Origin of the sequence: Bradyrhizobium sp. CCH5-F6 (genome assembly GCF_001556045.1) — a bacterium.
Taxonomy (GTDB): domain Bacteria; phylum Pseudomonadota; class Alphaproteobacteria; order Rhizobiales; family Xanthobacteraceae; genus Bradyrhizobium.
On the sequence record NZ_LSIC01000014.1, the window covers coordinates 1 to 25,057 of the forward strand.

14 protein-coding genes and 1 pseudogene are annotated in these 25,057 nt (G+C 64.9%); 8 read left to right on the plus strand and 7 right to left on the minus strand.

Annotation, left to right across the window (positions count from 1 at the left end; all coding sequences use genetic code 11):
- Positions 1 to 276: 276 nt before the first annotated feature.
- The 6 genes from AX729_RS02420 to AX729_RS02445 all read left to right on the plus strand — a co-directional run bounded on the left by AX729_RS02420 (position 277) and on the right by AX729_RS02445 (position 8,490).
- Positions 277 to 366 (plus strand): K(+)-transporting ATPase subunit F, encoded by a 90-nt coding sequence (locus AX729_RS02420; RefSeq protein WP_049814895.1) that lies wholly within the window; start codon positions 277 to 279, stop codon positions 364 to 366.
- 113 nt (positions 367 to 479) lie between these two features.
- Positions 480 to 2,183 (plus strand): potassium-transporting ATPase subunit KdpA, encoded by a 1,704-nt coding sequence (gene kdpA, locus AX729_RS02425; RefSeq protein ID WP_061020314.1) that lies wholly within the window; start codon positions 480 to 482, stop codon positions 2,181 to 2,183.
- Between the two features lie 24 nt (positions 2,184 to 2,207).
- Entirely contained in the window at positions 2,208 to 4,325 is a 2,118-nt protein-coding gene (gene kdpB, locus AX729_RS02430) for a potassium-transporting ATPase subunit KdpB (RefSeq protein WP_061020315.1), read from the plus strand.
- Between the two features lie 109 nt (positions 4,326 to 4,434).
- Entirely contained in the window at positions 4,435 to 5,040 is a 606-nt protein-coding gene (locus tag AX729_RS02435) for a K(+)-transporting ATPase subunit C (protein WP_061020316.1), read from the plus strand.
- 40 nt (positions 5,041 to 5,080) lie between these two features.
- The gene (locus tag AX729_RS02440) at positions 5,081 to 7,804 is read left to right on the plus strand and encodes a DUF4118 domain-containing protein (protein WP_061020317.1); all 2,724 of its coding nucleotides are present in this window, start codon (positions 5,081 to 5,083) and stop codon (positions 7,802 to 7,804) included.
- A complete protein-coding gene (locus AX729_RS02445) occupies positions 7,801 to 8,490 on the plus strand; it encodes a response regulator transcription factor (protein ID WP_061020318.1) in 690 nt (229 codons plus the stop codon). Before AX729_RS02440 ends, AX729_RS02445 begins: the two co-directional genes overlap by 4 nt.
- A 124-nt stretch (positions 8,491 to 8,614) precedes the next feature.
- Here the strand turns inward: AX729_RS02445 and ku are convergent, their stop codons facing one another.
- Positions 8,615 to 9,499 carry a non-homologous end joining protein Ku gene (ku, locus tag AX729_RS02450; RefSeq protein ID WP_061020319.1) on the minus strand — a complete coding sequence of 295 codons (885 nt, stop codon included), beginning with the start codon at positions 9,497 to 9,499 and terminating at the stop codon, positions 8,615 to 8,617.
- A 116-nt stretch (positions 9,500 to 9,615) separates the two neighbouring features.
- Between ku and ligD the strand changes: the two are divergent.
- Positions 9,616 to 12,286 (plus strand): annotated as a pseudogene (ligD, locus tag AX729_RS02455) (DNA ligase D).
- 111 nt (positions 12,287 to 12,397) lie between these two features.
- Here ligD and AX729_RS38380 read toward each other — a convergent pair.
- A complete protein-coding gene (locus tag AX729_RS38380; RefSeq protein WP_008560028.1) occupies positions 12,398 to 12,562 on the minus strand; it encodes a DUF3309 family protein in 165 nt (54 codons plus the stop codon).
- A 180-nt stretch (positions 12,563 to 12,742) separates the two neighbouring features.
- Between AX729_RS38380 and AX729_RS02460 the strand changes: the two genes are divergently transcribed.
- A complete protein-coding gene (locus AX729_RS02460; protein WP_061020320.1) occupies positions 12,743 to 13,060 on the plus strand; it encodes a polyhydroxyalkanoic acid system family protein in 318 nt (105 codons plus the stop codon).
- A gap of 2 nt (positions 13,061 to 13,062) precedes the next feature.
- Here the strand turns inward: AX729_RS02460 and treY are convergent, their stop codons facing one another.
- From treY to treS, 5 genes are read right to left on the minus strand one after another with little or no spacing between them, the layout of a single operon-like run.
- Entirely contained in the window at positions 13,063 to 15,849 is a 2,787-nt protein-coding gene (gene treY / locus AX729_RS02465; RefSeq protein ID WP_061020321.1) for a malto-oligosyltrehalose synthase, read from the minus strand.
- 1 nt (position 15,850) lies between these two features.
- Positions 15,851 to 17,599, minus strand: coding sequence for a malto-oligosyltrehalose trehalohydrolase (treZ, locus tag AX729_RS02470; RefSeq protein ID WP_061020322.1), 1,749 nt, complete (start codon positions 17,597 to 17,599; stop codon positions 15,851 to 15,853).
- Positions 17,596 to 19,674 carry a glycogen debranching protein GlgX gene (gene glgX, locus AX729_RS02475; protein ID WP_061020323.1) on the minus strand — a complete coding sequence of 693 codons (2,079 nt, stop codon included), beginning with the start codon at positions 19,672 to 19,674 and terminating at the stop codon, positions 17,596 to 17,598. The genes treZ and glgX overlap by 4 nt, the downstream gene beginning before the upstream one ends.
- 3 nt (positions 19,675 to 19,677) lie before the next feature.
- Positions 19,678 to 21,762 carry a 1,4-alpha-glucan branching protein GlgB gene (glgB, locus tag AX729_RS02480; protein ID WP_061020324.1) on the minus strand — a complete coding sequence of 695 codons (2,085 nt, stop codon included), beginning with the start codon at positions 21,760 to 21,762 and terminating at the stop codon, positions 19,678 to 19,680.
- Positions 21,755 to 25,048 (minus strand): maltose alpha-D-glucosyltransferase, encoded by a 3,294-nt coding sequence (treS, locus tag AX729_RS02485; RefSeq protein ID WP_061020325.1) that lies wholly within the window; start codon positions 25,046 to 25,048, stop codon positions 21,755 to 21,757. The genes glgB and treS overlap by 8 nt, the downstream gene beginning before the upstream one ends.
- Between the last annotated feature and the right edge of the window lie 9 nt (positions 25,049 to 25,057).

The following is a 25,057-nucleotide window of genomic DNA, read 5'->3' on the forward strand; positions in this document are numbered from 1 at the left end:
GATTCCTATAACTTTGCCATAGCCCTCATCTCGAAAACCTATGTCCCGAGTGGCACTTCGGTGCAGTGAAAGTTCCGGGCAGGCGCCGCGGGACATGCGCTGTGCTTGATTCACCGCAAGCTGCCTGCCGGAAGCAGAGACATGGTTGCCTCAGAGACAGAGGGCAACGAGGAGCATTTCCATGATGGACATTCTCATGCTGGCGCTGGGCTTCGGCTTCTTCGCGCTCGCCATCGGCTACACCTACGCCTGCGAACGGCTGTGAGGGAGCGGGCCATGATCTTCGATTATGCACTCGCCGGCGCCGTCTCATTCGGCCTCCTGCTCTATCTCACCTATGCACTGCTGCGGCCCGAGCGGTTCTGACGCCATGCTGCTGCTCGCTGAACTGCTGCTCGCCGAAGCCGCGCTCGTCGCGGGCTTGCTTGCACTGCTGCTGCCGCTGTTGCGCCGGCCGCAAAGCTTGAAGGGTTAATGCCATGACTGTGATCGGTTGGCTCCAGATCATTCTTTATTGTGCGATTATCGTCGCGCTGACGAAGCCGCTCGGCTGGTACATGACGCGCGTGTTCAACGGCGAACCGACCTTCCTGTCGCCCGTCCTGCGTCCGATCGAAGCCGGAATCTACTGGATTTCCGGCGTCGACGAGAGGCGCGAGCAGCACTGGGTGACCTACACTGTCGCCATGCTGCTGTTCCATGTCGGCGGCTTCCTCATCATCTACGGCGTGATGCGGCTCCAGGCCGTGCTGCCGTTCAATCCGGCCGGGCAGGGCGCGGTCGCCGAAGATCTGTCCTTCAACACTGCGGTGTCCTTCATCACCAACACCAACTGGCAGAACTACGGCGGCGAGAGCACGCTGTCCTATCTGACCCAGATGGTCGGCCTCACGCACCAGAACTTCCTGTCCGCAGCGACGGGTATCGTGCTCGCGGTCGCGCTGATCCGCGGCTTTGCCCGCGCCTCCGCGCGCACGGTCGGCAATTTCTGGGTCGATGTGACCCGTTGCACGCTCTACGTCCTGCTGCCGATCTGCATCGTCTACACGCTTTTCCTGGTCTGGCAGGGCATGCCGCAGACGCTCGGGGCCTATGTCGAGGCGACCACGCTCGAGGGCGCCAGGCAGACCATCGCGGTCGGCCCGGTCGCCTCGCAGGTCGCGATCAAGATGCTCGGCACCAACGGCGGCGGCTTCTTCAACGCCAACGCCGCGCACCCCTTCGAGAACCCGACCGCGCTGTCGAACTTCGTGCAGATGCTGTCGATCTTCGTGCTCGGCGCCGCGCTCACCAATGTGTTCGGACGCATGGTCGGCAACCAGCGCCAGGGCTGGGCGATCCTCGCCGTGATGGGCCTGCTGTTCGTTGCCGGCGTCGGCGTCTGCTATTGGGCGGAAGCCAACGGCACCGCGACCATGCATGCGCTGGGCCTGACCGGCGGCAACATGGAAGGCAAGGAGGTCCGCTTCGGCATCGTCGCCTCCTCGCTGTTCGCCGTGATCACCACGGCCGCCTCCTGCGGCGCCGTCAACGCCATGCACGACAGCTTCACCGCGCTCGGCGGCATGATCCCGCTGATCAACATGCAGCTCGGCGAGATCATCGTCGGCGGCGTCGGCGCCGGCATGTACGGCATGCTGCTGTTCGTCGTCCTCGCGATCTTCGTCGCGGGCCTGATGGTCGGCCGCACCCCCGAATATGTCGGCAAGAAGATCGAGGCGCGCGAGGTCAAGATGGCGATGCTCGCCATTCTCGTCCTGCCGCTGATGATTCTCGGCTGGACCGCCGTCGGCGTGGTCTATCCGGCGGCAGTCGCCTCCATGGCGAATGCCGGACCGCACGGCTTCACGGAAGTGCTGTACGCCTTCACCTCGGGGACGGCCAACAACGGCTCGGCCTTCGCGGGCCTCACCGGCAACACCTTCTTCTACAATCTCACGCTCGCCAGTGCGATGTTCGTCGGCCGCTTCTTCATGATCGTGCCGGCGATGGCGATCGCGGGGTCGCTCGCGGCCAAGAAATCGATCCCGCCGTCGATGGGCACGTTCCCGACCACGGGCGGCCTGTTCGTCGGTCTCGTCGTCGGCGTCATCCTGATCATGGGCGGCCTGACCTTCTTCCCGGCGCTCGCGCTCGGCCCCATCGTCGAGCACCTCGCGATGAACGCCGGCGACCTGTTCTGATCCAGCTTTTTCGGAGTGACCTCCATGGAACCTGTCCATAAACCCAACAAGCGCATGCCGGTCTCGGCGATGCTGGATCCCAGGATCGTGATGCCGGCGATCGGCGCGGCTTTCGCCAAGCTCGATCCGCGCGCCATGATCAAGAACCCGGTCATGTTCGTGGTCGAGATCGTCGCTGCGCTCACCACGGTGATCTTCCTGCGCGATCTCCTGACCGGTGGGGAAAATCTCGGATTCACCTTCCAGATCATCCTCTGGCTGTGGTTCACCGTGCTGTTCGCCAACCTTGCTGAAGCAGTGGCCGAGGGCCGTGGCAAGGCGCAGGCCGAGACGCTGCGCAAGACCCGCACCGAGAGCCAGGCCAAGCTCCTGAGCGGCGCGAGCCGCGATTACAAGCTCGTGCCCGGCACGAGCCTGAAAGTGGGTGATATCGTTCTGGTCGAGGCAGGCGACACGATCCCCTCGGACGGTGAGGTGATCGAGGGCGTCGCCTCCGTCAACGAGGCCGCCATCACCGGCGAATCCGCACCCGTGATCCGCGAATCCGGCGGCGACCGTTCGGCGGTGACCGGCGGCACGCAGGTGCTGTCGGACTGGATCCGCGTCCGCATCACGGCAGCCCAGGGCTCGACCTTCATCGACCGCATGATCAAGCTGGTCGAGGGCGCGGAGCGGCAGAAGACACCGAACGAGATCGCGCTCAACATCCTTCTTGCCGGCCTCACCATCATCTTCGTGTTCGCCACCGTGACGATCCCGAGCTATGCGGCCTATGCCGGTGGCTCGATCTCGGTGATCGTGCTTGTTGCGCTGTTCGTGACGCTCATCCCCACCACGATTGGTGCGCTGCTGTCGGCGATCGGCATCGCCGGCATGGACCGCCTGGTGCGCTTCAACGTGCTGGCAATGTCCGGCCGGGCGGTCGAAGCCGCCGGCGACGTCGACACGTTGCTGCTCGACAAGACCGGGACCATCACGCTCGGCAATCGGCAGGCGACCGCGTTCCGTCCCCTGCGCGGCGTCACCGAGCAGGAGCTTGCGGACGCGGCCCAGCTCGCATCGCTCGCGGACGAGACGCCGGAGGGCCGCTCGATCGTCGTGCTGGCCAAGGAGAAGTACGGCATCCGCGGCCGCGACATGGCCGAGCTCGGAGCGACTTTCATCCCCTTCACGGCACAGACCCGCATGAGCGGCGTCGATGCCGGCGGCTCGTCCGTGCGCAAGGGCGCGGTCGATGCCATGCTCAACTATGTCAACGGTGGGGCACCGCAGGCTGTTGCCTCCGGCAACACCGCCCGTGCCATCCAGCCCGCGACGCTCTCGGACACCGGCCGCGAGCTTCAGACGATCGCCGACGAGATATCGAAGGCCGGCGGCACGCCGCTGGCGGTCGCCAGGGACGGCAAGCTGCTGGGCGTCGTCCAGCTCAAGGACATCGTCAAGGGCGGTATCCGCGAGCGTTTCGCAGAGCTCCGCCGCATGGGCATCCGCACCATCATGATCACCGGCGACAATCCGATGACGGCGGCCGCGATCGCCGCGGAGGCTGGCGTCGACGACTTCCTGGCGCAGGCAACCCCCGAGGACAAGCTCAAGCTGATCCGCGACGAGCAGGCCAAGGGCAAGCTGGTCGCGATGTGCGGCGACGGCACCAACGATGCGCCGGCGCTCGCCCAGGCCGACGTCGGCGTCGCCATGAACACCGGCACCCAGGCGGCCCGCGAAGCCGGCAACATGGTCGACCTCGACTCCAACCCGACCAAGCTGATCGAGGTGGTCGAGATCGGCAAGCAGCTCTTGATGACGCGGGGTGCGCTGACGACGTTCTCGATCGCGAACGATGTCGCCAAGTATTTTGCGATCATTCCGGCGATGTTCCTGGCGTTCTACCCCCAGCTCAACGTGCTCAACGTCATGAACCTGTCGAGCCCGCAAAGCGCCATCCTGTCGGCGATCATCTTCAACGCATTGATCATCGTCGCGTTGATCCCGCTGGCGCTGAAGGGCGTCGCCTATCGCGCGGTCGGTGCCGGTGCGCTGCTCCGGCGTAACCTGCTGATCTATGGCCTGGGCGGCATCGTCATTCCCTTCATCGGCATCAAGGCGATCGACCTCCTGGTGACCGCCTTGCACCTGGCATAACGCCGTCGTTGCAAGGAGGGAAGCGACGAAGCCATCCAGACTGCCTCCCAAGAACGCCTCTGGATTGCTTCGCCTCCCTCGCAATGACGAAAGAAATAGGAGACCTAACATGCTCAGAGAAATCCGCCCCGCGATCGTCCTGTTGCTGGCGCTCACCGCCATCACCGGCCTTGCCTATCCGCTCGCGATGACCGCCATTGCCGGCACGCTGTTTCCCGTGCAGGCGCAGGGCAGCCTCATCGAAAAGGACGGCAAGGTGATCGGCTCCGCCCTGATCGGGCAGGAGTTCAAGGACGACAGATACTTCCACGGCCGTCTGTCGGCGACGCTTGCGCCGGACCCGAACGATTCGACCAAGACGGTGTCGGCCCCCTACAACGCCGCCAATTCTGGCGGCTCCAACCTCGGCCCGACCAGCAAGGCGCTGGCCGACCGGCTCAAGGAAGATGTGGACAAGCTCAGGGGCGAGAATCCGAACGCGGCCGTGCCGGTCGACCTGGTGACGACCTCGGCCAGCGGCCTCGACCCGAACGTCTCGCCGGAAGCGGCGCAATTCCAGGTGCCCCGCGTGGCGAAGGCGCGGAATCTGCCTGAAGATCAGGTCAAGCAGCTCGTGACCGCCAACACCGAAGGCCGTCTGCTCGGCCTGCTCGGCGAACCCAGGGTTAACGTTCTCGCGCTGAATCTCGCGCTCGATCGCATGGCCGCGAAGTAGCAGTCTAGGCTCGTGGCGCGCAGATGATTATATTGGCGAGATGGTCCGAGAGCGCCGCGATCCCGAACAACGTCCCTCTCCCGAGGCGCTGCTGGAAGCTGCGCGGCGGGAGGAAGGTGCGACCGGCAAGCTGAAGATCTTCGTCGGCGCCGCTCCCGGCGTCGGCAAGACCTACGAGATGCTGCAGAGCGCCCATGCCAAGCGCAAGGCCGGCGTCGATGTCGTCGTCGGGTTCGTCGAAACCCATGGCCGCGCCGAGACCGAGGCTCTGGTCCGCGGTCTCGAAGTGATCCCGCGCAAGCGGTTCGACTATCGCGGCCAGACCGTCGAGGAGATGGATCTCGATGCGGTGATCGCGCGCCGGCCGCAGATTGCGCTCGTCGATGAGCTCGCCCACACCAATGCGCCCCTTTGCCGCCATCCCAAGCGCTATCTCGACGTCGAGGAGCTGCTCTCCCGCGGCATCGACGTTTACACCGCCGTCAACATCCAGCACATCGAGAGCCTGAACGACGTCGTCGCGCAGATCACCCATGTCAGGGTGCGCGAGACCGTGCCGGATTCGGTGTTCGACCGCGCCGACGCCATCGAGCTGATCGACCTCACCCCCGACGATCTGATCCAGCGGCTGAAGGAGGGCAAGGTCTATGTGCCCAAGCAGGCCGAGCGGGCGCTTGAGCACTATTTCTCGCCGGGCAATCTGACCGCCCTGCGCGAGCTCGCGCTGCGGCGGACGGCCGAGCGGGTCGACGAGCAGCTCCTCACCCACATGCAGGCGAATGCGATTCCCGGGCCCTGGGCCGCGGGTGAGCGCATCCTCGTCTGCGTCAGCGAGGATCCGCGCGCGGCCGGCCTCGTGCGCTACACCAAGCGACTGGCCGACCGGCTGCATGCGCCGTTCACCGCGATCTCGATCGAGACGCGGCGATCCCTGCAATTGTCCGACGAGGAGCGCGACCGGCTGGCCGACACGCTGCGGCTAGCGGAATCGCTCGGCGGCGAGGCGCTGACCATCCCTGCCGTCGGCCGCCGGATCGCCGACGACGTCGTCAATTTCGCGCAAGGCAACAACGTCACCCAGATCGTGATCGGCAAGTCGACGCGCTCGCGCTGGTTCGAGATGACGCGCGGCTCAGTGGTGCATGATTTGGTGCGTCGCGCCGGCAACATCAGCGTTCACGTCATCCCCGGCGATGAACTGTCCGCGGAAGCGGCGCCCAAGACGGCGGTGCAGACTGCTGCGCGATCCGAGCCGTTCGATCCGCTGCCCTATTTCAAGGCGCTGGGCATCGTGTTGATCGGCCTCGGCGCCGCGCAGCTCATCCAGCCCCGTTTCGGCATCGAGAACGTCGACCTCGTGCTGCTGACGGCGGTGGTCGCGGTCGCTGTCCGTTATGGCCTGTGGCCGTCGCTGCTGGCGACGGTCGCCGCCTCGCTGTCCTACAATTTCTTCTTCCTGCCGCCGATCTACACTTTTACGATCACCGACCCGACCAACGTCGCCGCCTTCGTGCTGTTCATGGTGGTGGCGATGATCGTCTCCAATGTCGCGGCGCGCGTGCGTATCCAGGCCGACACCGCGATCGGCCGGATCAGGATGACCGAGCAGCTCCATGCCTTCAGCCGCAAGCTCGCCGGCACCGCCACGCTCGACGACGTGCTGTGGGCGACCGCCTACCAGATCGCGTTGATGCTGAAGGTGCGCGTGGTGCTGCTGCTGCCGGACGAGGGCCTGCTCACGGTGAAGTCCGGCTATCCGCCCGAAGATGAGCTCGACCAGGCCGATCTTGCCGCCGCCAATTGGGCCTGGAGCAACGATCGCCCCGCCGGCCGGGGCTCGGACACGCTGCCGGGTGCAAAGCGTCTGTTCCTGCCGATGCGCACCGGGCGCGGCCCGATCGGCGTCATCGGCATCGACAACGACCGCACCGGCCCGCTGCTGACGCCGGACCAGCGCCGGCTGCTCGACGCGCTGGTCGACCAGGGCGCGCTCGCGATCGAGCGCGTGCTGCTGGTCGAGGACATGGACCGCGTCAAGCGCACCGTCGAATCCGAGCGGCTGCGCTCGGCGCTGTTGACCTCGATCTCGCATGACCTGAAGACGCCGCTCGCCTCCGTGCTGGGCGCGGCTTCCACAATGCGCGATCTCGCCGGCGCGCTGTCCGACACCGAGAAGCGCGATCTGCTCGCCACCGTGATTGACGAATCCGAGCGGCTCAACCGCTTCATTGCCAATCTGCTCGACATGACCAAGCTCGAATCCGGCGCCATCGTGCCGAATACCGCGCTTCACGATCTCGGCGAGATCGTGGGCAGCGCGTTGCGGCGCGCCAGCAAGATACTCACGGCGCACAAGATCGAGCTGGTGCTGGCCGCCGATCTGCCGATGCTTCAGCTCGATGCCGTGCTGTTCGAGCAGGTGCTGTTCAATCTGCTCGACAATGCAGCCAAATACTCGCCGCCCGAGACCACGATCTCGATCAGCGGTCGGCGCGACCGCGGACATGTCTTGCTCCAGATCGCGGACGAAGGAGCCGGCATTCCGCCCGACGAGCTCGAGAGCGTGTTCGACAAGTTCTATCGCGTGCAGAAAGGCGATCACGTCCGTCCCGGCACCGGGCTCGGCCTCGCCATTTCCCGCGGCTTCGTCGAGGCGATGCGCGGCACGATCTCTGCGGCCAACCGCAGCGAGCGGAGCGGCGCGGTCATCACCATCCGCCTGCCGGTTCCGGCAGAGAGCCACGCATTGGATACCGCCGCATGAGCGCTGCTCCGATCAAGGTCCTGGTCATCGACGACGAGCCGCCGATCCGCAAATTGCTGCGGATGGGGCTGACGACGCAAGGCTATGAGATCCTGGAGGCGTCGAACGGCAAGACCGCGCTGGAGAAGCTCGAGGAGGGGCCGGCGCTGATCATCCTCGATCTCGGCCTGCCCGACGTTCAGGGGCATGAGCTGCTCCGCACCATCCGCGCCCGCAACGAAGGCGTGCCGATCGTGGTACTGTCGAGTCGCGGCGACGAGGCCGGCAAGGTCCAGGCGCTCGATCTCGGTGCCGACGACTATCTAACCAAGCCGTTCGGAATGGAGGAGCTTCTGGCGCGCCTGCGCGCTGCGCTGCGCCACCAGCTCCAGGTCAAGGGCGAGCGCCCGGTTTTCCGTACTGGCGATCTCTCGGTCGATCTCGTCCGCCGCATCGTCAAGGTCGGCGATCGTGACGTGAAGCTCTCGCCGAAGGAATATGACCTGTTGCGCGTGCTGGTGCAGCATGCCGGCAAGGTGCTCACCCACCGCTTCCTGCTTCGGGAGCTCTGGGACGAGTTGACCGACGCGCAATATTTGCGCGTCTATGTCCGCCAGCTCCGCCAGAAGATCGAAGCCGATCCGGAACGGCCGCAATATGTATTGACGGAGACAGGGATCGGTTACCGGCTGAAGGCGGGGGATTGAGTCTCACTGTTATTCCGGGGCGCGCGCCAGCGCGAGCCCGGAATCCATTTCTCCGCCCGTCGCGCTCGGCATGATGGATTCCGGGCTCGATGCTTTGCATCGCCCCGGAATGACGGTTGGGTTGTCACCCCGCCTTCCTCTGCCGCGCGGTCGACCGGTGCGTCTTCTTCGCAGCGCGCTGCCGCCCCGTCGCGCGTCGCGCATGCGGCTTCGCCGCCGTCTTCTTCCCGCCGCGGCCCTTCAGACTCTGCTTCAGCGCGTCCATCAGGCTGACGACGTTGCTCGGCCGCTCCTCGGGCTCCGGCAGCTCGATCTTCTTGCCGCTGGCCTTGCGCTTCACCAGTGCCTTCAGGGCGTCCTCGTACTCGTCCTTGAATTTGCGGGGATCGAAATGCGCCGCCTTGGTCTGCAGGATGTGGCCGGCGAGCTCGACCATGTCCTTGGTGATCTTCGGGCTCTTGATCTCGTCGAAGAACTGGTCCTCGTCGCGCAGCTCGTAGGGGAAACGCAGCGTGGTGCCGAGCAGGCCCTTGCCGAGCGGCTCGATCGCCATGACGTGCTCGCGGTTGGTCAGCACGATCTTGGCGAGCGCCACGCGGTCCTGGTCCTTCATGGCGTCGCGGATCACCGCGAAGGCATCGACCGCGGCCTTGCCGTCCGGCGCGATGTAATAGGGGTGATTGAGATAGCGCTGGTCGATCTCCTCGCTCGGCACGAAGCTCTCGATGTCGATGGTGTGGTTGCTCTCGATCTGGACTGCTTCGAGCTCCTCCGGTTCGATCTCGACATATTTGCCCTTGCGCAACTCGTAGCCGCGGCCTTTCTGGTCGCTCTCCACGATGTCGCCGGTCTCGGCATCGATCATCTGCTGCTTGAGCCTGTTCCCGGTCTCACGGTTGATCAGGTGAAACCGCGTCTTCTCCGCCGCCGTGGTCGCCGGATAGAGCACGACCGGGCAACTGACCAGCGACAGCTTCAACGTTCCCTTCCAATAGGCGCGCGGGGCCATTCCATTCTCCAGCGTTTTCAAGGCGTTTTGGAACCCCAACCGTCCGATCGGGTTTTGGTTCCGGGCGGGACTTTGGCCGTGATAGGCTCGATGGCGAAAGAGAAGCGGGACCGATCGTGCTGCAAAAACTCTCCACGTATCGAAAGAAGCGGGACTTCGAGAAGACGCCCGAACCATCGGGCAAGACCGCAGTGGTGCCATCAAAACAGCGGCGCTTCGTGATCCAGAAACATGATGCGACCAGACTGCACTACGATCTCAGGCTCGAATTTGACGGCGTGTTCAAGTCCTGGGCGGTGACGAAGGGGCCCTCGCTCGATCCGCAGGACAAGCGGCTGGCCGTCGAGGTGGAAGACCATCCGCTCGACTATGGCGATTTCGAAGGGACGATTCCGGAAGGGCAATATGGCGGCGGCACGGTGATGCTGTGGGACCGCGGGACCTGGGAATCGGAAGATCCGGAGGCCGGTTTCAAGAAGGGCGACCTGAAGTTCACCCTGCATGGCGAGAAGCTGCAGGGGAGCTGGGTGCTGGTGCGCATGCGCAACGACCGCACCGGCGGCAAGCGCACCAACTGGCTCCTCATCAAGCATCGCGATGAATATGCCCGCGAAGGCGCGGACAACGACATTCTCGACCAGGACAGGTCCGTCGCCTCCGGCCGCGCGATGGAGCAGATCGCCGAAGGCAAGGGCCGCGCGCCGAAGCCGTTCATGCTGGCCAGGGGCCCCAAGGGCAAGGCCGATGCCGTCTGGCAGTCCAACCGTTCCGAGGAGACGAAAGGGCGCACGGTGAAGCCGGCGCCGCGGATCGCGTTGAAGGCCGGCAGGGCGGCGAAGAAGACGGCCACGCCGGCAACGAAGGCCAGGAAGGTCTCGGAGATGCCGGACTTCGTCGCGCCGCAGCTCTGTACGCTGGTCGAACGGCCGCCGTCCGGCGAGGGCTGGTGCCACGAGATCAAGTTCGACGGCTATCGCGTCCAGCTCCGGGTCGAGGACGGCGAGGCGACGCTCAAGACGCGCAAGGGTCTGGACCGGCAAGTTCGCCTCCATTGCCAAGGAGGCGAGCGCGCTGCCTGACGTGATGATCGACGGCGAGATCGTCGCGCTCGACCATAACGGCGCGCCGAACTTCTCCTCGCTTCAGGCTGCGTTGTCCGATGGCAAGACCGATGATCTGATCTTCTTTGCCTTCGACCTTCTGTTCGCCGAAGGTCAGGATTACCGCCGGCTGCCGCTCGGCGAGCGCAAGTCGCAACTCAAGAAACTGCTGGAAACGCGCAAGCGGAAATCGAGCGAGATCCGCTATGTCGAGCATTTCGAGAGCGGTGGCGATGCCGTGCTGCAATCAGCCTGCAAGCTCGAGCTCGAAGGCGTGGTGTCGAAGAAGCTGAACGCGCCGTATCGCTCCGGCCGTACCGAGAGCTGGGTCAAATCGAAATGTCGCGCGGGCCACGAGGTGGTGATTGGCGGCTACAAGACGACCAACGGCAAATTCCGTTCCCTGATGGCCGGCGTGCAGCGCGGCGATCATCTCGCCTTCGTCGGCATGGTCGGCACCGGCTTTGGCGCGGACAAGGTCAAGCGCATCATGCCGGCGCTGAAAGCCATGGCGGCCAAGGAAAGCCCCTTCGGCGGCAAGAATGCGCCGAAGAAGACGCGCGAGGTGCACTGGCTGAAGCCGGAGCTCGTTGCAGAGATCGAGTTTGCCGGCTTCACGGCCGACGGCAATATCCGCCAGGCGGCGTTCAAGGGCCTGCGGCAGGACAAGCCTGCCGAGGAGGTCGAAGCCGAGACGCCCGTCGACACCGAGCTCGCCGAGCCCTCGCCGAACAGACGCGCCAAGCCGAAGTCCGCCAAGATGACGAAGGAGGCTGGCACTGCCCAGGTCATGGGTGTCGTGATCTCCAAGCCCGACAAGGAGCTCTGGCCCGATGACGGCAATGGCGAGCCCGTAACGAAACTGGACCTCGCGCGATATCTCGAAGCCGTTGGCGAATGGATGATCGTGCATCTCAAGGGAAGGCCGTGCTCGCTGATCCGCGCCCCAGATGGCATCGAGCGCGAATCCTTCTTCCAGCGCCACGCCATGCAGGGCACGTCGAACCTGCTGGAGCTCGCGCGAGTGTCCGGCGACCGCAAGCCGTATTTGCAGATCGACCGGATCGAGGGGCTCGCCGCCGTGGCGCAGATCGGCGGCGTGGAGCTGCATCCCTGGAATTGCGCGCCTTACGCATACAACACGCCGGGCCGGCTGGTGTTCGATCTCGATCCTGCGCCCGAGGTCGAATTCGCAGACGTCGTCGCGGCGGCCAGGGAGATGCGGCAGCGCCTTTCCGACATCGGCATGGACAGCTTTTGCAAGACCACGGGCGGCAAAGGGCTGCATGTGGTGGTGCCGCTGCTCCACGGCGCGCGCGACAAGGTGAGCTGGAAGGAGGCCAAGGCGTTCGCGCAGGGCGTCTGCCAATGGATGGCCGACGACGATCCCGAGCGCTATCTGCTCAACATGTCGAAGAAGCTGCGCAAGGGAAAGATTTTCCTGGACTACCTGCGCAACGATCGGATGTCGACGGCGGTGGCCCCGTTGTCGCCGCGGGCGCGCACAGGGGCCACGGTCTCGATGCCGTTGACCTGGTCGCAGGTGAAGAGCGATCTCGATCCGAAGCGCTATACGCTGCGCACCGTGCCGGGCCTGCTGGCGCGATCGAGGGCGTGGGAGGGTTATGACGATGCCGCGGTATCGATCAAGGCGGGGATCAAGAAGCTGGCGGGGAAGGTAAAGTAGGAGCTTTCCCAAACGTCATTCCGGGCTGCGAAGCGCAGACCCGGAATCCAGAGTTCGTGGCCCGAGATTCCGGGTTCGCGCGTAGGCGCGCCCCGGAATGACTGCATCTGGCTAGATCCGTCCCATCAGAAGCAGGATCAGCAGGATGACGATGACGAGCCCGAGGCCACCGCCTCCGTAATAGCCGGTGCCATAGAACGGCCCGCCGCCGATGCCGCTGAAGCCGCCGAGCAGGGCGATGATCAAGATGATCAGAATAATCGTGCCGATTGACATGCGAATCTCCTCAGCCCTTCGTTGAAAGGGTCATTGCAACCTGTCCCGTCGTGCGAGGGCAACTTGCCGCAGGTCCTAAAGTTCCCCCTTTGAAACACGGCCGAAGGTTCAACTTGCATGGAACCTTTGTTGGTGGGTCCGGCATGACTATGTGAGATCAGTCGCGAAAGGCCAGGGCCCATGTCAGCACCGCTTGTCGTCTCCATTCCCCATCGCCTCGGCCGCGAGGAGGCAGCGCGCCGGCTCAAGACCGGGCTTGGCCGCGCTGCGGCAAGCATTCCCGTGATGCAGGTCGAGGAAGAGAGCTGGAGCGGCGACACGATGAATTTCCGCATCCGCGCGCTCGGGCAGATCGCGAGCGGTCGGGTCGACGTCGCCGACGATCAGGTCCGCGTCGAGGTGGTGCTGCCCTGGCTGTTGCAGCGCTTTGCCGAGATGGCCCAGGCCACGATCAAGAAGCGCGGCCAATTGCTCCTGACCAAGGACGGCGGCAAGTAGCCTCAGCCGCGCACGCGCTGGCGCATCGGCTTTACCGCGTTCGCAGTCCGCGCCTCGATGACGGCTACGGGAAGATCGCGCCAGGCCTGCGCGAGCGAGACTTCGTTCCCCGCAAGGCCCGTCGCGGTATAGCCGCTGATATCGACGGTCGCATCGAAGCCTTCCGCCGCGGGCCATTCCCGGCCCCCTTGCGTGAACGGCGCGAAGTGACGCCCGACTACGACGATCGCGGCGGCGCGGCCATGTCGGCGCGCGAAGGCGATCACGTGGTCGGCATGTGCACCGCGCACCTCGAGCGGCTGATAATCGCCCTGGGCGAAGACGTCGGCGAGTCCATTGCGCAGCTTGAGAAGATGTCGCGTCCAGGCCAGCTTGAGCTGGCCGTCCGGCCAGCTCCTGCTCAGGCCGCGCCAATCCGGATTCTCCAGCGCGTTCAGCGCCGCATGGCGCGCGGCAAAGTCCACCGGGCGGCGGTTGTCGGGGTCGACCAGCGACAGGTCCCAGAACTCGGTGCCCTGGTAGAAGTCCGGCACGCCCGGTAGCATCGCCTTGAGTGTGAGCTGGCTCAGCGAGTTCAGCGTTCCGAGCAGCGCGACGCGGCGAGCCAGCGTCTGCAATGCTTCCAGGAATTCTGCGGACTGAGCCGGGTCGAGGATCTTCTCGATGAAGTCTCGTATGCCGTTCTCATAGGCTTCATGCGGGTTGAGCCAGCTCGTCTCCTCCTTGCCTTCCCGCGCGGCCTTGAGCGCATAAGCCTGAATGCGCGCGACGAAAGCGCCATCGGCCGGCTGCTCGAGCGGCCAGGCACCGAGCAGGGTCTGGTAAAGCATGTATTCGAACGTCGCCGACGGCGCGCGGAAACTGTCCCGGTGTGTGAGATGCGGCGCGTTCAACACCTTCCACCGCGCCACCGCGCTGGTCCATTCGCCGGGAAGCTCGCTCAGCGCCGCGATCCGGGTGCGGGCGTCCTCGCCGCGCTTCGTGTCGTGCGTAGCGGTCGCCGTCATGCCTTGCGGCCATTCCCGGGCGCGGGCCTGCATGGCCTGGTGGAAGGCGGCAATGGTGAGGCCGGTGCTCGCGGGATCGCCGCCGACCTCGTTCAGCGCGAGCAGCCGGTGGAATTGATAGAAGGCGGTGTCCTCCAGTGACTTCGCCATCATCGGCCCGGTGAATTGCTGCACCTTCAGCGCGAAGCGGCGCACGCGCTGGGCGCTGTGCGGGGGACGGCCGGGCTTGAGCAGGTCCATCGTGAGGGCGTCGCGCAGGAAGTCGAAAATGCCTTCGTCGGCGGCAAACCACTCGTCGCGGGCGCGCTCGATGGTGTCCTCGATCAGCTTGCGATCCGGTGCCGTCGGGCCGCTATGCGTCAGGTAGGTGCGATAGACCGGGAAATGCAGCACGTAGAGCTCGAGCGCCTGTCGCAGGCTGTCGGCCGAGAAGTCCCGTGTCGAATAATGCCCGTTGGCGATGCGCGCGAGCAGGCGCGTCAGCACGGTGAATTCGCTGGTCAGCAGCGTCTCCAGCACCCGTCGCTTCGCATCCTTGACGTAAGGCGCAAGCCGCGGCGGCCGGTTGCTGATCTGCCGCCAGGTCTCGTCCAGCGCATCCAGGCCCTTGGGATCGACCAAGACATGCGTGATGACGTTCATCCACTCGTAGCCGGTGGTACCCTGGACGCCGGCGAAATGCGACAGGCGCTCGTGTTCGCACAGGATCTTTTCGATGACCGTATAGAACGGCTTTGTGTTGCCTTGGGCGTCGCGCACCAGCCGGCGCAAGCGCTGGCAATATTGTGCGGGGTCACGCAGGCCATCGATGTGATCGAGACGGATTCCCTGCAGTTTGCCCTCGGCGATGAGTTGCTTCACGAGCCGGTGTGTGGCGGCAAACGTGCCGGGGTCTTCGACGCGCAGTCCCGCGAGCCCGTTGACGTCGAAGAAGCGGCGATAGTTGATATCGCTTGAGGCAAGCCGCCAGTGCCCGAGCTTGTAGTGCTGGCGCTCCAGCAGGTGATGCAGCGTCAGCGTCTGCGCCGGGCGGTCCTTGCCGGCGCGATAGGCCGCGAGGCCTTGCGCGATAAGGTCGGCAGCACCTGCAATCTCCTTGAGCTCCGACTTGAATGCAGGAGCTTCCTTGCGGTTGGGCCGGCGCAATCCTGTGTAGCGTGCGGCGAGCGCGAGCAGGCGTTTGCCGGGCTCCGTTTCCGCCGCGTCCGCTTCCTTGACGATCATGCGCAGCACCTCGCCATAGCGCTCCGGCGCGATGGGCAGGCGATGCTCGAAATACCATGCGGAAAGACTGCCCTCATCCGGATCGTAGCGCAGCTCGATGTTGCCACCCTCCAGCGCGTCACCATAGGACGAACCGAGGATTGGCAGCAGCACGCCGCCGCGGGCGCGGAAGGCCAGTTGATCCCAGTCGATATCGAAGGAGACGGCATGAGGCGAGGCCTGGCCCCATTCCAGTACGTCGAGCCACCAGGGATTGTCGGCGAAATGCACGCCGACATGGTTGGGCACGAAATCGATGATGAGCCCGAGGTCGTGCCTGCTCAACGCCTCGCTCAGCCGCGCGAAACCAGCCTCGCCGCCGAGCTCGGGATTGAACTGGCCGTGATCGACGGTGTCGTAGCCATGGGTCGAGCCCTTGCGTGCCTTCATCACCGGCGAAGCATAGAGATGCGTGATCCCCAGCGCCTTGAGATAGGGAACCACCGCGGCGGCCTTGTCGAAGTCGAAATCCGCGGTGAGCTGCAGCCGGTAGGTTGCGAGCGGAATGGCAGGAGGCATGTCAACCTCCGAGATGCCAGACCACCGACCAGGGCCGAAGCCGCTCGCTGGCGCCGCCCCAGATCGGTGTACCCGCGCTGAGGGTGGAGGTGATCTCGTGATCCGACAGATTGGCGACGAGGCGCAACGTCGTGCCGTCGCCCATCCGCCAATGCGCGGTGAGCAGGCCGTTGTCCGCCGCCTCGGCGTCGCCGAAGCTTGCACCCTTGAGCCGGGGCATGATTTCCTTGCGGCGGAGCGCGAGCAGATCCTTTACCAGCGCAAGCCGCGCGTGCTGTTGCGGCGTGCGGCCGGTCCAGTCGAGCACGGCCGATTGCAACGTTGCCGGATCGAGCGGATCGGGCACCTCGTCGCCGTATTTTTCGTAAGCCCAGGCATATTCCTGCTTGCGGCCCGTGCGCACGGCATCGGCGAGCCCCCCTTGGAAATCGCAGAAGAACGGGAAGGGGACTGTCGAGCCCCATTCCTCGCCCTGAAACAGCATCGGCACCATCGGCGCGAGCAAAGTCACTGCGAGCGCAGCCTCGATCTGTTCTGGCGATGCCAGGCTTTCCAGGCGCTCGCCAAGCGGACGGTTGCCGATCTGGTCGTGGTTCTGGAGGAAATTGACGAAGGTTGCCGGCGGCAGCTCATGGCTCGGCTCGCCCCGCGGCCTCTTGCCCCAGAACTCCGAGATTTCGCCCTGGTAGACGAAGCCGGAGGCGAGCGCGCGCGCGAGGTCCATGCGCGGCGTCTGGTAGTCGGCGTAGTAACCGGCGAGCTCGCCGGTCAGCATCACATGCCAGACGTGATGATAATCGTCGTTCCATTGTCCGCGATATTTGCCGTTCGGTGGCTCCTGCGCGGCGTCGAGCAGGCTGGCGCGATTGTCGCCGTTCTCCAGCACGAGGTGGATGTGGCGTCCCGTGGCCCTGGCGAGCTCGCCGGCGGCGACGCTGAGGTCCTGCAGCATGGACTGCTCTCCCGGGGCAGCCATGATGTGATTGGCGGCATCCAGCCTGAGGCCGTCGAAGCGATAGTCGCCGAGCCAGCACAGTGCGTTCTCGACGGCAAAGGCTCGCGCCTGCGGCACGCGATAGTCGATCGCACTGCCCCAGGGCGTGTGCGCGTCGGTGAAGAAGGTCGGCGCATAGCGGCCGAGGTAATTCCCCTCGGGTCCGAAATGATTGTAGACGACGTCGAGGAACACCATCAGCCCGCGCAGATGCGCCTCGTCGATCAGCGTCTTCAGGTCTTCGGGCCGGCCATAGGCGCTGTCGGGCGCGTACCACAGCACGCCGTCATAGCCCCAGCCGCGGCGCCCGGCGAAATCGGCGAGCGGCATCAATTCCAGCGCGGTGATGCCGGTTGCCGCGAGATGATCGAGCTTGTCGATCATGGCGCGGTATGTGCCCTCCGGCGTGAAGGTGCCGACATGAGTCTCGATCAGCACCGTCTCCTCCCAGGGACGGCCGCGCCAATCGCGCGCGCGCCATACGAAGGCGTCGTGATCGATCACCTCGCTCGGGCCGAACACATCCTCGGGCTGGAAGGCTGACGCAGGATCCGGCACGTCGATCTCGTCGTCGATCCTGAACTTGTAGGGGCTGCCGGCGGTGAGGCCGGCGATGTCGGCGACATACCAGCCATCCTGTCGGCGCTGCATCGCGTGCCCGCGGTCGAGCAGGAGGTCGACACGGCGTGCGGCGGGCGCCCATAGGCGGAACGACACGCCGTCCTTCGTCGGCCTCGCCCCGAAGGACGGTCTCATAGCGCCCCCGCGAAGGCGAGCACGGAGCGCGGCGGCGCCTTGCTGTCGCTCCCGGGCAGAAAGTCGATCGTATTCAGCTTGGCATCGGTCGTGTTCAGGATCTGCTGCCAGCTCTTGTATTCGGTCATTTGGGGCAATTTGAATGCAATCTCTTCGGGAGCGGCGTTCAGTACGATAAAGATCGCGGCCCCACCCGGTTCCATCGGCCCCATCACATAGGAGAGGAACCGGCCTTCCGGGAATTTCCAGTCGCTCTCCGTCATCTCGTGGCCGGCGGGAGTCAGCCACAGCGCGCCGTACGAGACGCCGTCCTTGGGACGGCCATCGAGCCAGCGATGGCTGCGCAGCTGCGAGAACCGGCGGCGGATGTCGGCGAGATGGGCGACGAAATCGACCATGTCGTCGCCTTCCTTGCCGAGATTGTCCCAGCCGACCCAGCCGACCTCGTTGTCCTGGCAATAGGCGTTGTTGTTGCCGGATTGAGAATTTCCAACCTCGTCGCCGGCGAGGATCAGCGGAACGCCCTGCGCCAGCATCAGGCAGGCCAGCACGTTCTTGCGCAGTTGCCGGCGCAGGCTGATGATCTTGGGATCGTCGGTCGGACCCTCGACGCCGCAATTGTTGCTGTGGTTGTCGTTGGACCCGTCGCGATTGTCCTCGCCATTGGCCTCGTTGTGCTTCTCGTTGTAGCTGAAGAGGTCGGCGAGCGTGAAGCCGTCGTGCACGGTGATGTGGTTGATGCTGGCGCGCGGTCGCCGTCCGTCATGGTTGAACAGGTCGGACGAGGCTGTCATGCGGCTGGAGATGTCGCCGATCAGGCTGCCTTCGCCGCTCCAGTAGCGGCGCATGGCGCTGCGATAACGGTCGTTCCACTCCGACCATTGCGAGGGGAAGGCGCCGACCTGGTAGCCGCCGAGGCCGAGGTCCCAGGGCTCGGCGACGAGCTTGACGGTCGCCAGCACCGGGTCCTGCCGTACCGCGGTCAGGAACGAGCTGCCGCGATCAAACCCGTTCGGCCCGCGCGCCAGCGTGGTGGCGAGGTCGAAGCGGAAGCCGTCGACATGGCAGACCTCGACCCAGTAGCGGAGTGAATCCATCACCATCTGGAGGACGCGCGGATGGGTCAGGTTCACCGACGAGCCGCAGCCGGTGAAGTCGTCGTAATAGCGCGGGTTCTCGCGGTTCAGCCAGTAATAGGAGGCGTTGTCGATGCCGCGATAGCACAGCGTCGGGCCGAGATGATTGCCCTCGGCTGTGTGGTTATAGACGACGTCGAGCATCACCTCGATGCCGGCGTCGTGCAGCCGGGCCACCGTGGTGCGGAAGGAATCGAGCGCATTGTCCTGGGCGTAGCGCAGCTCGGGCGCGAAGAAGGACAGCGTGTTGTAGCCCCAGTAATTGGCGAGCTTCTTTTCCACGAGGATGCGGTCGTCGACGAAGCTGTGGACCGGGAGAAGCTCGATGGTGGTGACGCCGAGCCTCTTCAGGTGATCGATCATCGCCGGCGAGGACAGGCCGCCATAGGTACCGCGTAAATTCGGCGGCACGTCGTCGCGCTTCTGGGTCAGGCCCTTGACGTGGGCCTCGTAGATGATGGTGTCTTCCCAGGGAATGTTGGGACGGATCTCGCGGCGGCCCCAGTTGAAGGTCTCGTCGACCACGACCGCCTTCGGCATGCCGCGCGCATTGTCACGCCGGTCGAAGGACAGATCCTCGCGCGGGCTTCCCGTGCGGTAGGCGAAATGCGCATCGCTCCAGACCAGTCGCCCGGTAAGGCGCTTGGCATAGGGATCGAGCAGCAGCTTGTTGGCGTTGAAGCGGTGGCCGTGCTCGGGCTCGTAGGGTCCGTGCACGCGATAGCCATAGAGCTGGCCGGGCGAGACGTCGTTGAGATAACCGTGCCAGACGTCCTCGGTCCTCTCAGGCAATTCGATCCGTTCGAGCTCGCGGCGGCCTTGGGCGTCGAACAGGCAGAGCTCGACCTTCTGAGCGTTGGCGGAGAACAGCGCGAAATTGGTGCCGCGTCCGTCCCAGCTTGCGCCGAGCCGCGCCGGCGATCCAGCAGTCAGGCGCATCGATCAGCTTTCCGGAACGAGGAAGATCGCAGCGAGCGGCGGAATGGTGAGGCGGAGCTCGCCGCCCTCGGCATGAACTTCGCCGACATTCCCGACATTGCTGCCGCCATAGTGGGCGGAGTCCGAATTGAGCACTTCCTTCCATTTGCCGCCGAAGGGCACGGGAACGCGATAGTTCTGGTAGACGTTCGGCGAGAAGTTGGCGATCACCAGGCACCGCGCGTGCTCGTCGAAGCCCTTGCGCAGCCAGGCGAACACGTTGCGGTTGGCATCGTCCGTGATCAGCCATTCGAAGCCGGCCTGGTCGCAATCCATCTGGTGCAGCGCCGGCACCGCGCGATACAGCCGGTTGAGGTCGCGGATCAGCGCCTGGATGCCGGAATGGTACTTGTATTCGAGCAGGTGCCAGTCGAGCGACTGGTCGTGATTCCATTCCCGGCTCTGCGCGATTTCCGCGCCCATGAACAGCAGCTTCTTGCCGGGATGGCCGAACATGAAGCTGTAATAGGCGCGCAGATTGGCGAAGCGCTGCCACTCGTCGCCGGGCATCCGGCCGAGGATCGAGCGCTTGCCGTGCACGACCTCGTCATGCGACAGCGGCAGGATGAAATTTTCCGAGAAGGCGTAGTGCAGGCCGAACAAGATGTCGCCGTGGTGGTGCTTGCGGTGAATCGGATCCTTGCTGACGTAATTCAGCGTATCGTGCATCCAGCCCATGTTCCACTTGTAGCCGAAGCCGAGCCCGCCGAACTCGACCGGGCGCGAGACTTGCGGCCAGGCGGTGGACTCTTCGGCGGCGGTGGTCGCCTGCGGGAAGCGGGCGAAAACCTCCGTGTTGAAGCGGCGCAGGAAGTTGATCGCCTCGATATTCTCCCGCCCGCCATACTGGTTCGGGACCCAGGCGCCCGGCGGCCGGCTGTAGTCCAGATAGAGCATGGATGCGACCGCATCGACCCGCAGGCCGTCGATCGCGTAGCGCTCCAGCCAGAACAGCGCATTCGACACCAGGAAGTTCGTCACTTCCGTTCGGCCGTAATTGTAGATCAGCGTGCCCCAGTCGAGATGCCGGCCCTGGAGCGGGTTGGCGTGCTCGTAGAGCGCGGTGCCATCGAAACTGCCGAGGCCATGCGGATCATCGGGGAAATGGCCGGGCACCCAGTCGAGCAGCACGCCGATGCCTTCGCGGTGGCAGGCGTCGATCAGTGTCGCGAAGTCCTCCGGCGTGCCGAAGCGGCTGGTCGGCGCATAGAGGCCTGTCGGCTGATAGCCCCACGAGCCGTCGAAGGGATGTTCGCTCACGGGAAGGAATTCGAGATGGGTGAAGCCCATGTCGCGGGCATAGGCCGGCAGCTGCTCGGCCAGCTCCCGATAGGTCAGCCATTCATTGCCGTTCTTGCGCCGCCACGAGCCGAGATGGACCTCGTAGATCGACATCGGCGCCGACAGGGCATTGATGCCGTCGGGCGCGGGCCGCGGTCGCGGCAGATGCGCTTCGTCGAACACGATGGATGCCGTCTTCGGCCTCACCTCGCTCGCAAATGCCATCGGATCGGATTTCAGCGGAAGCAGATGACCATGCGGGCCGATGATTTCGAACTTGTAGTGATCGCCGGACTTCGCATGCGGGATGAACAACTCCCAATAGCCGCTGCCGCGCACCCGCATCGGATGGCGCCGCCCGTCCCAGAAGTTGAAGTCGCCGACCACGGATACGCGCCGCGCATTCGGCGCCAGCACCACGAAGCGGCGTTGATGGGTGCCTTCGCCGAGGAGGTAGAGATCAAAATCGGTCAGGATCGGCGGAAACCGGTAGGCATCCTCGAACTCGACGACGTCGTTGCCGAACTTTGCACGGAGCTGGTAGTGCTTCGAGCCATTGGGCAGGGCTCCGATGAACAGGCCCGCGTCGTGGACGCGGTCGAGCGGCGCGACCTCGCCATGCTCGCCGACCGCCTCGACATTGGTGGCCTCGGGCAAAAACGCGCGCACCACGCTTCTGCCACCCTCGGGATGCAGCCCGAGATAGTGGAAGGGATCGGAGTGGCGGCCCTCGATGATCGCATAGGCTTCGGCAGGCAGCTTAGGCATGGGCTTCGCTCTCGGCACTTGACAGAATGCGAAGCAGTCCGGTCAGCGGGGCATGCAGCCCCTCAGGCCGGTGGGACAGCTCGTACTCTACTTCGTTGAACGCGTGATCAAGCAGGAAGAACCTCAACAAGCCTTCCGCGGATCGCGGATCTTCCGGCCATAGCCGCCGATCGGTCATGGTTTCGTGATAGGCGGACAAGAAGGTTGCGGTAGCGCGCTCGCGCCATTGGTCGAGCGCCGCCGTGAGCCGGGCGTGCTCGTCGGAGGCGCCCGTCAGCGCGCGACTGAGGGTCATGTTGATCGAAACGTCGATCGAGTGGATCAGGCCCGCGACGTCGCGCGCCGCCGGCGCCTTGCGCCGCTTGTCGGCCAGTGGCACACGCGGATCCCCGTCGAAGTCGATGATGAAAATGTCGTCCTTCACGATCAGAGTCTGCCCCAGGCGGAAGTCGCCATGATGACGGATGTTCAACCCGCCGATCCCCGAAGGCAATAGCGCATTCAGGCGGTCGGACAGGCTCGCGCGGGTCTCCGCGAGCTGATTGATCAGCCGGCGGTCCGGCTCTCTCAGGCCGTCGCGGCTGTCGGCCAGCCGCTCGAAAATCCGTTCGGCGCGTGCTTTGAGCTCGGATACCTGGCGCTCGATGTATGCGGAGCCGATCGGCTCCGGAGCGAGATCGTCCGTCTTTGCCGCGGCGAGGGCGACATGCAGCTCGCCGAGCCGCCGGCCGATCTGCGCGACGAAGTGCAGGTAAGGCGCCTGCTCATGGGTCTCGCGGAGTTTCTCGCCCGCCGGCAGCACGCGCTGTTCGTCGATATAGCGATCGAGATAGCCCGTGGTCACGGTCCAGCCGTCGCCCTGGTTCTCGACATAGGCATGCAGCACGCCGAGCGCGCTGTGCTGGTTACCCTCGACCAGCTCGACGCTGCCGAGCAGCGCCGGCGTATTGGCGAAGTGGGCGACCTCGGTGAGATAGTGGCCGATCTCGATCTCGGGGCTGATGCCGCTCTCGAGCCGGCGATAGATCTTGGCGACGTACTGGTTGTCGACGAGCGCCGTGCTGTTCGACTGCTCGATCGCGCGGATGCGTTGCGGTTCCTTGATGGTGTAATCGGCAAAGCGGCTTGTGGGCTTGAACTCCAGCCGCAGATTGTTCTCTTCTACGACCAGGCTTTGCGACAGACCTCGCAAGAACAGCCCGATGAAGATTTGGTCGGTGGCGACGTCGAGCAGCGTGCCTTCGCGGGCGCCCTGGCGGACGGCGGCGAGCGCCTTCGGGTTGAACCGCTCTCGATCGAAGCGAACCCACTCGATCTGCATGGGCAGCACGTATCGCGTCGTGACGCCGTCCCGCGTCGTCTCGAAGAACGCGATCCAGGGTCTATTGTCGCCGATGTCGCTGAAAGGTACGGCCGAAGTCAGCGTGGTCCGGATGTGCTTGGGGTTGTGCTCGGGATACCACCTCGTTCGCGACAAGAATCCCGGCAGCACGTCGCGCTCGAACACGCCGCGCTCGCGGGCGAGCGACACCCAGTTCGAATTCACCGGCACCACCAGGGTCTCGAACTCCGGCACCGCGCGCGGCGTCACCGGCTCGGACTTGTCGCGCTCCTGAAGCTGGAACCAGTAGAAGCCGTAGGGCCCCAGCGTGATCATGTAGGGCAGTTCGCCGATCGCAGGGAAGCGGGTGCGGCCGAGCATTTCCTGCGGGATGCGGTCCTTCCACGGCGACAGGTCGAGTTCGGTTGCTTGCGCGGCGCGCGACAGATTGGCGACGCAGAGGATCACCTCGTCGCGATATTGCCGGACATAGGCCAGCACGGACCGGTTCGCCGGGCGGATGAAGGTCATGGTACCGCGGCCGAAGGCCAGTGTCGACTTGCGCACGGAGATCAGCCGTTTGGTGGCGCTGAGCAGGGAGGACAGGCTGCGCGACTGCGCCTCGACGTTCACGGATTCGTAGCCGTAGACAGGGTCCATGATCAGCGGCGCATAGAGGCGGGCCGGGTCGCAGCGCGAGAAGCCGCCATTGCGGTCCGGGCTCCACTGCATCGGCGTGCGCACGCCGTTGCGGTCGCCGAGATAGATGTTGTCGCCCATCCCGATCTCGTCGCCGTAATAGATGATCGGCGTGCCGGGGAACGACAGCAGCAGCGAGTTCATCAGCTCGATCTTGCGGCGGTCGTTGTCCATCAGCGGCGCAAGGCGCCGGCGGATGCCGACATTGATGCGCGCGCGCGGATCGTTGGCGTAGGTGGTCCAGAGATAGTCCCGTTCGACGTCGGTGACCATCTCCAGCGTCAGCTCGTCATGGTTGCGCAGGAACAGCGCCCATTGGCAGCTCGCGGGAATGTCCGGCGTCTGGCGCAGGATGTCGGTGATCGGGAAGCGGTCCTCCTGCGCGATCGCCATGTAGATGCGCGGCATCAGCGGGAAGTGATAGGCCATGTGGCATTCGTCGCCACGGCCGAAATACTCCTGCACGTCCTCCGGCCATTGATTGGCCTCGGCCAGCAGCAGCTTGCCCTTCGAATACGCGTCGAGCTCCTGGCGCAGGCGCTTGATGATGGCATGGGTCTCGGGCAGGTTCTCGTTCGAGGTGCCCTCGCGCTCGCACAGATAGGGAATCGCATCGAGCCGGAAGCCGTCGACGCCGGCGTCCAGCCAGCGCTTCATCACCTGGATGATGGCGCTCACCACGCGCGGGTTGTCGAAGTTGAGATCCGGCTGGTGCGAGAAGAAGCGGTGCCAGTAGAACGCGCCGGCCTCGGGATCCCAGGTCCAGTTGGACTTCTCCGTGTCGGTGAAGATGATGCGCGTGCCCTGGTACTTCTGGTCGGTGTCGCTCCAGACGTACCAGTTGCGGGCGCTGGAGCCCGGATGGCTGCGGCGCGCGCGCTTGAACCATCTGTGCTGGTCCGAGGTGTGGTTGACCACGAGCTCAGTGATGACGCGCAAGCCGCGCTTCTGAGCTTCCTGGATGAAGCGCTTGAAATCCTTCATCGTCCCGAAATCGGGATTGACCGAGCCGTAGTCGGCGATGTCGTAGCCGTCGTCGCGGCCGGGCGAGGGGTAGAACGGCAGCAGCCACAGCGCCGTGACGCCGAGCTCCTGGAGGTAGGGCAGCTTCTCGGTCAGCCCCGCGAAGTCGCCGATGCCGTCATTGTTGCTGTCGGCGAAGGCCTTGACGTGGAGCTGATAGATGATGGCGTCCTTGTACCAGAGCTCATCCACGACCTCGGCAGCCTCAACCTTGTTGGTATCGACGGAAGACAGAACATTCATGGCGTGGCC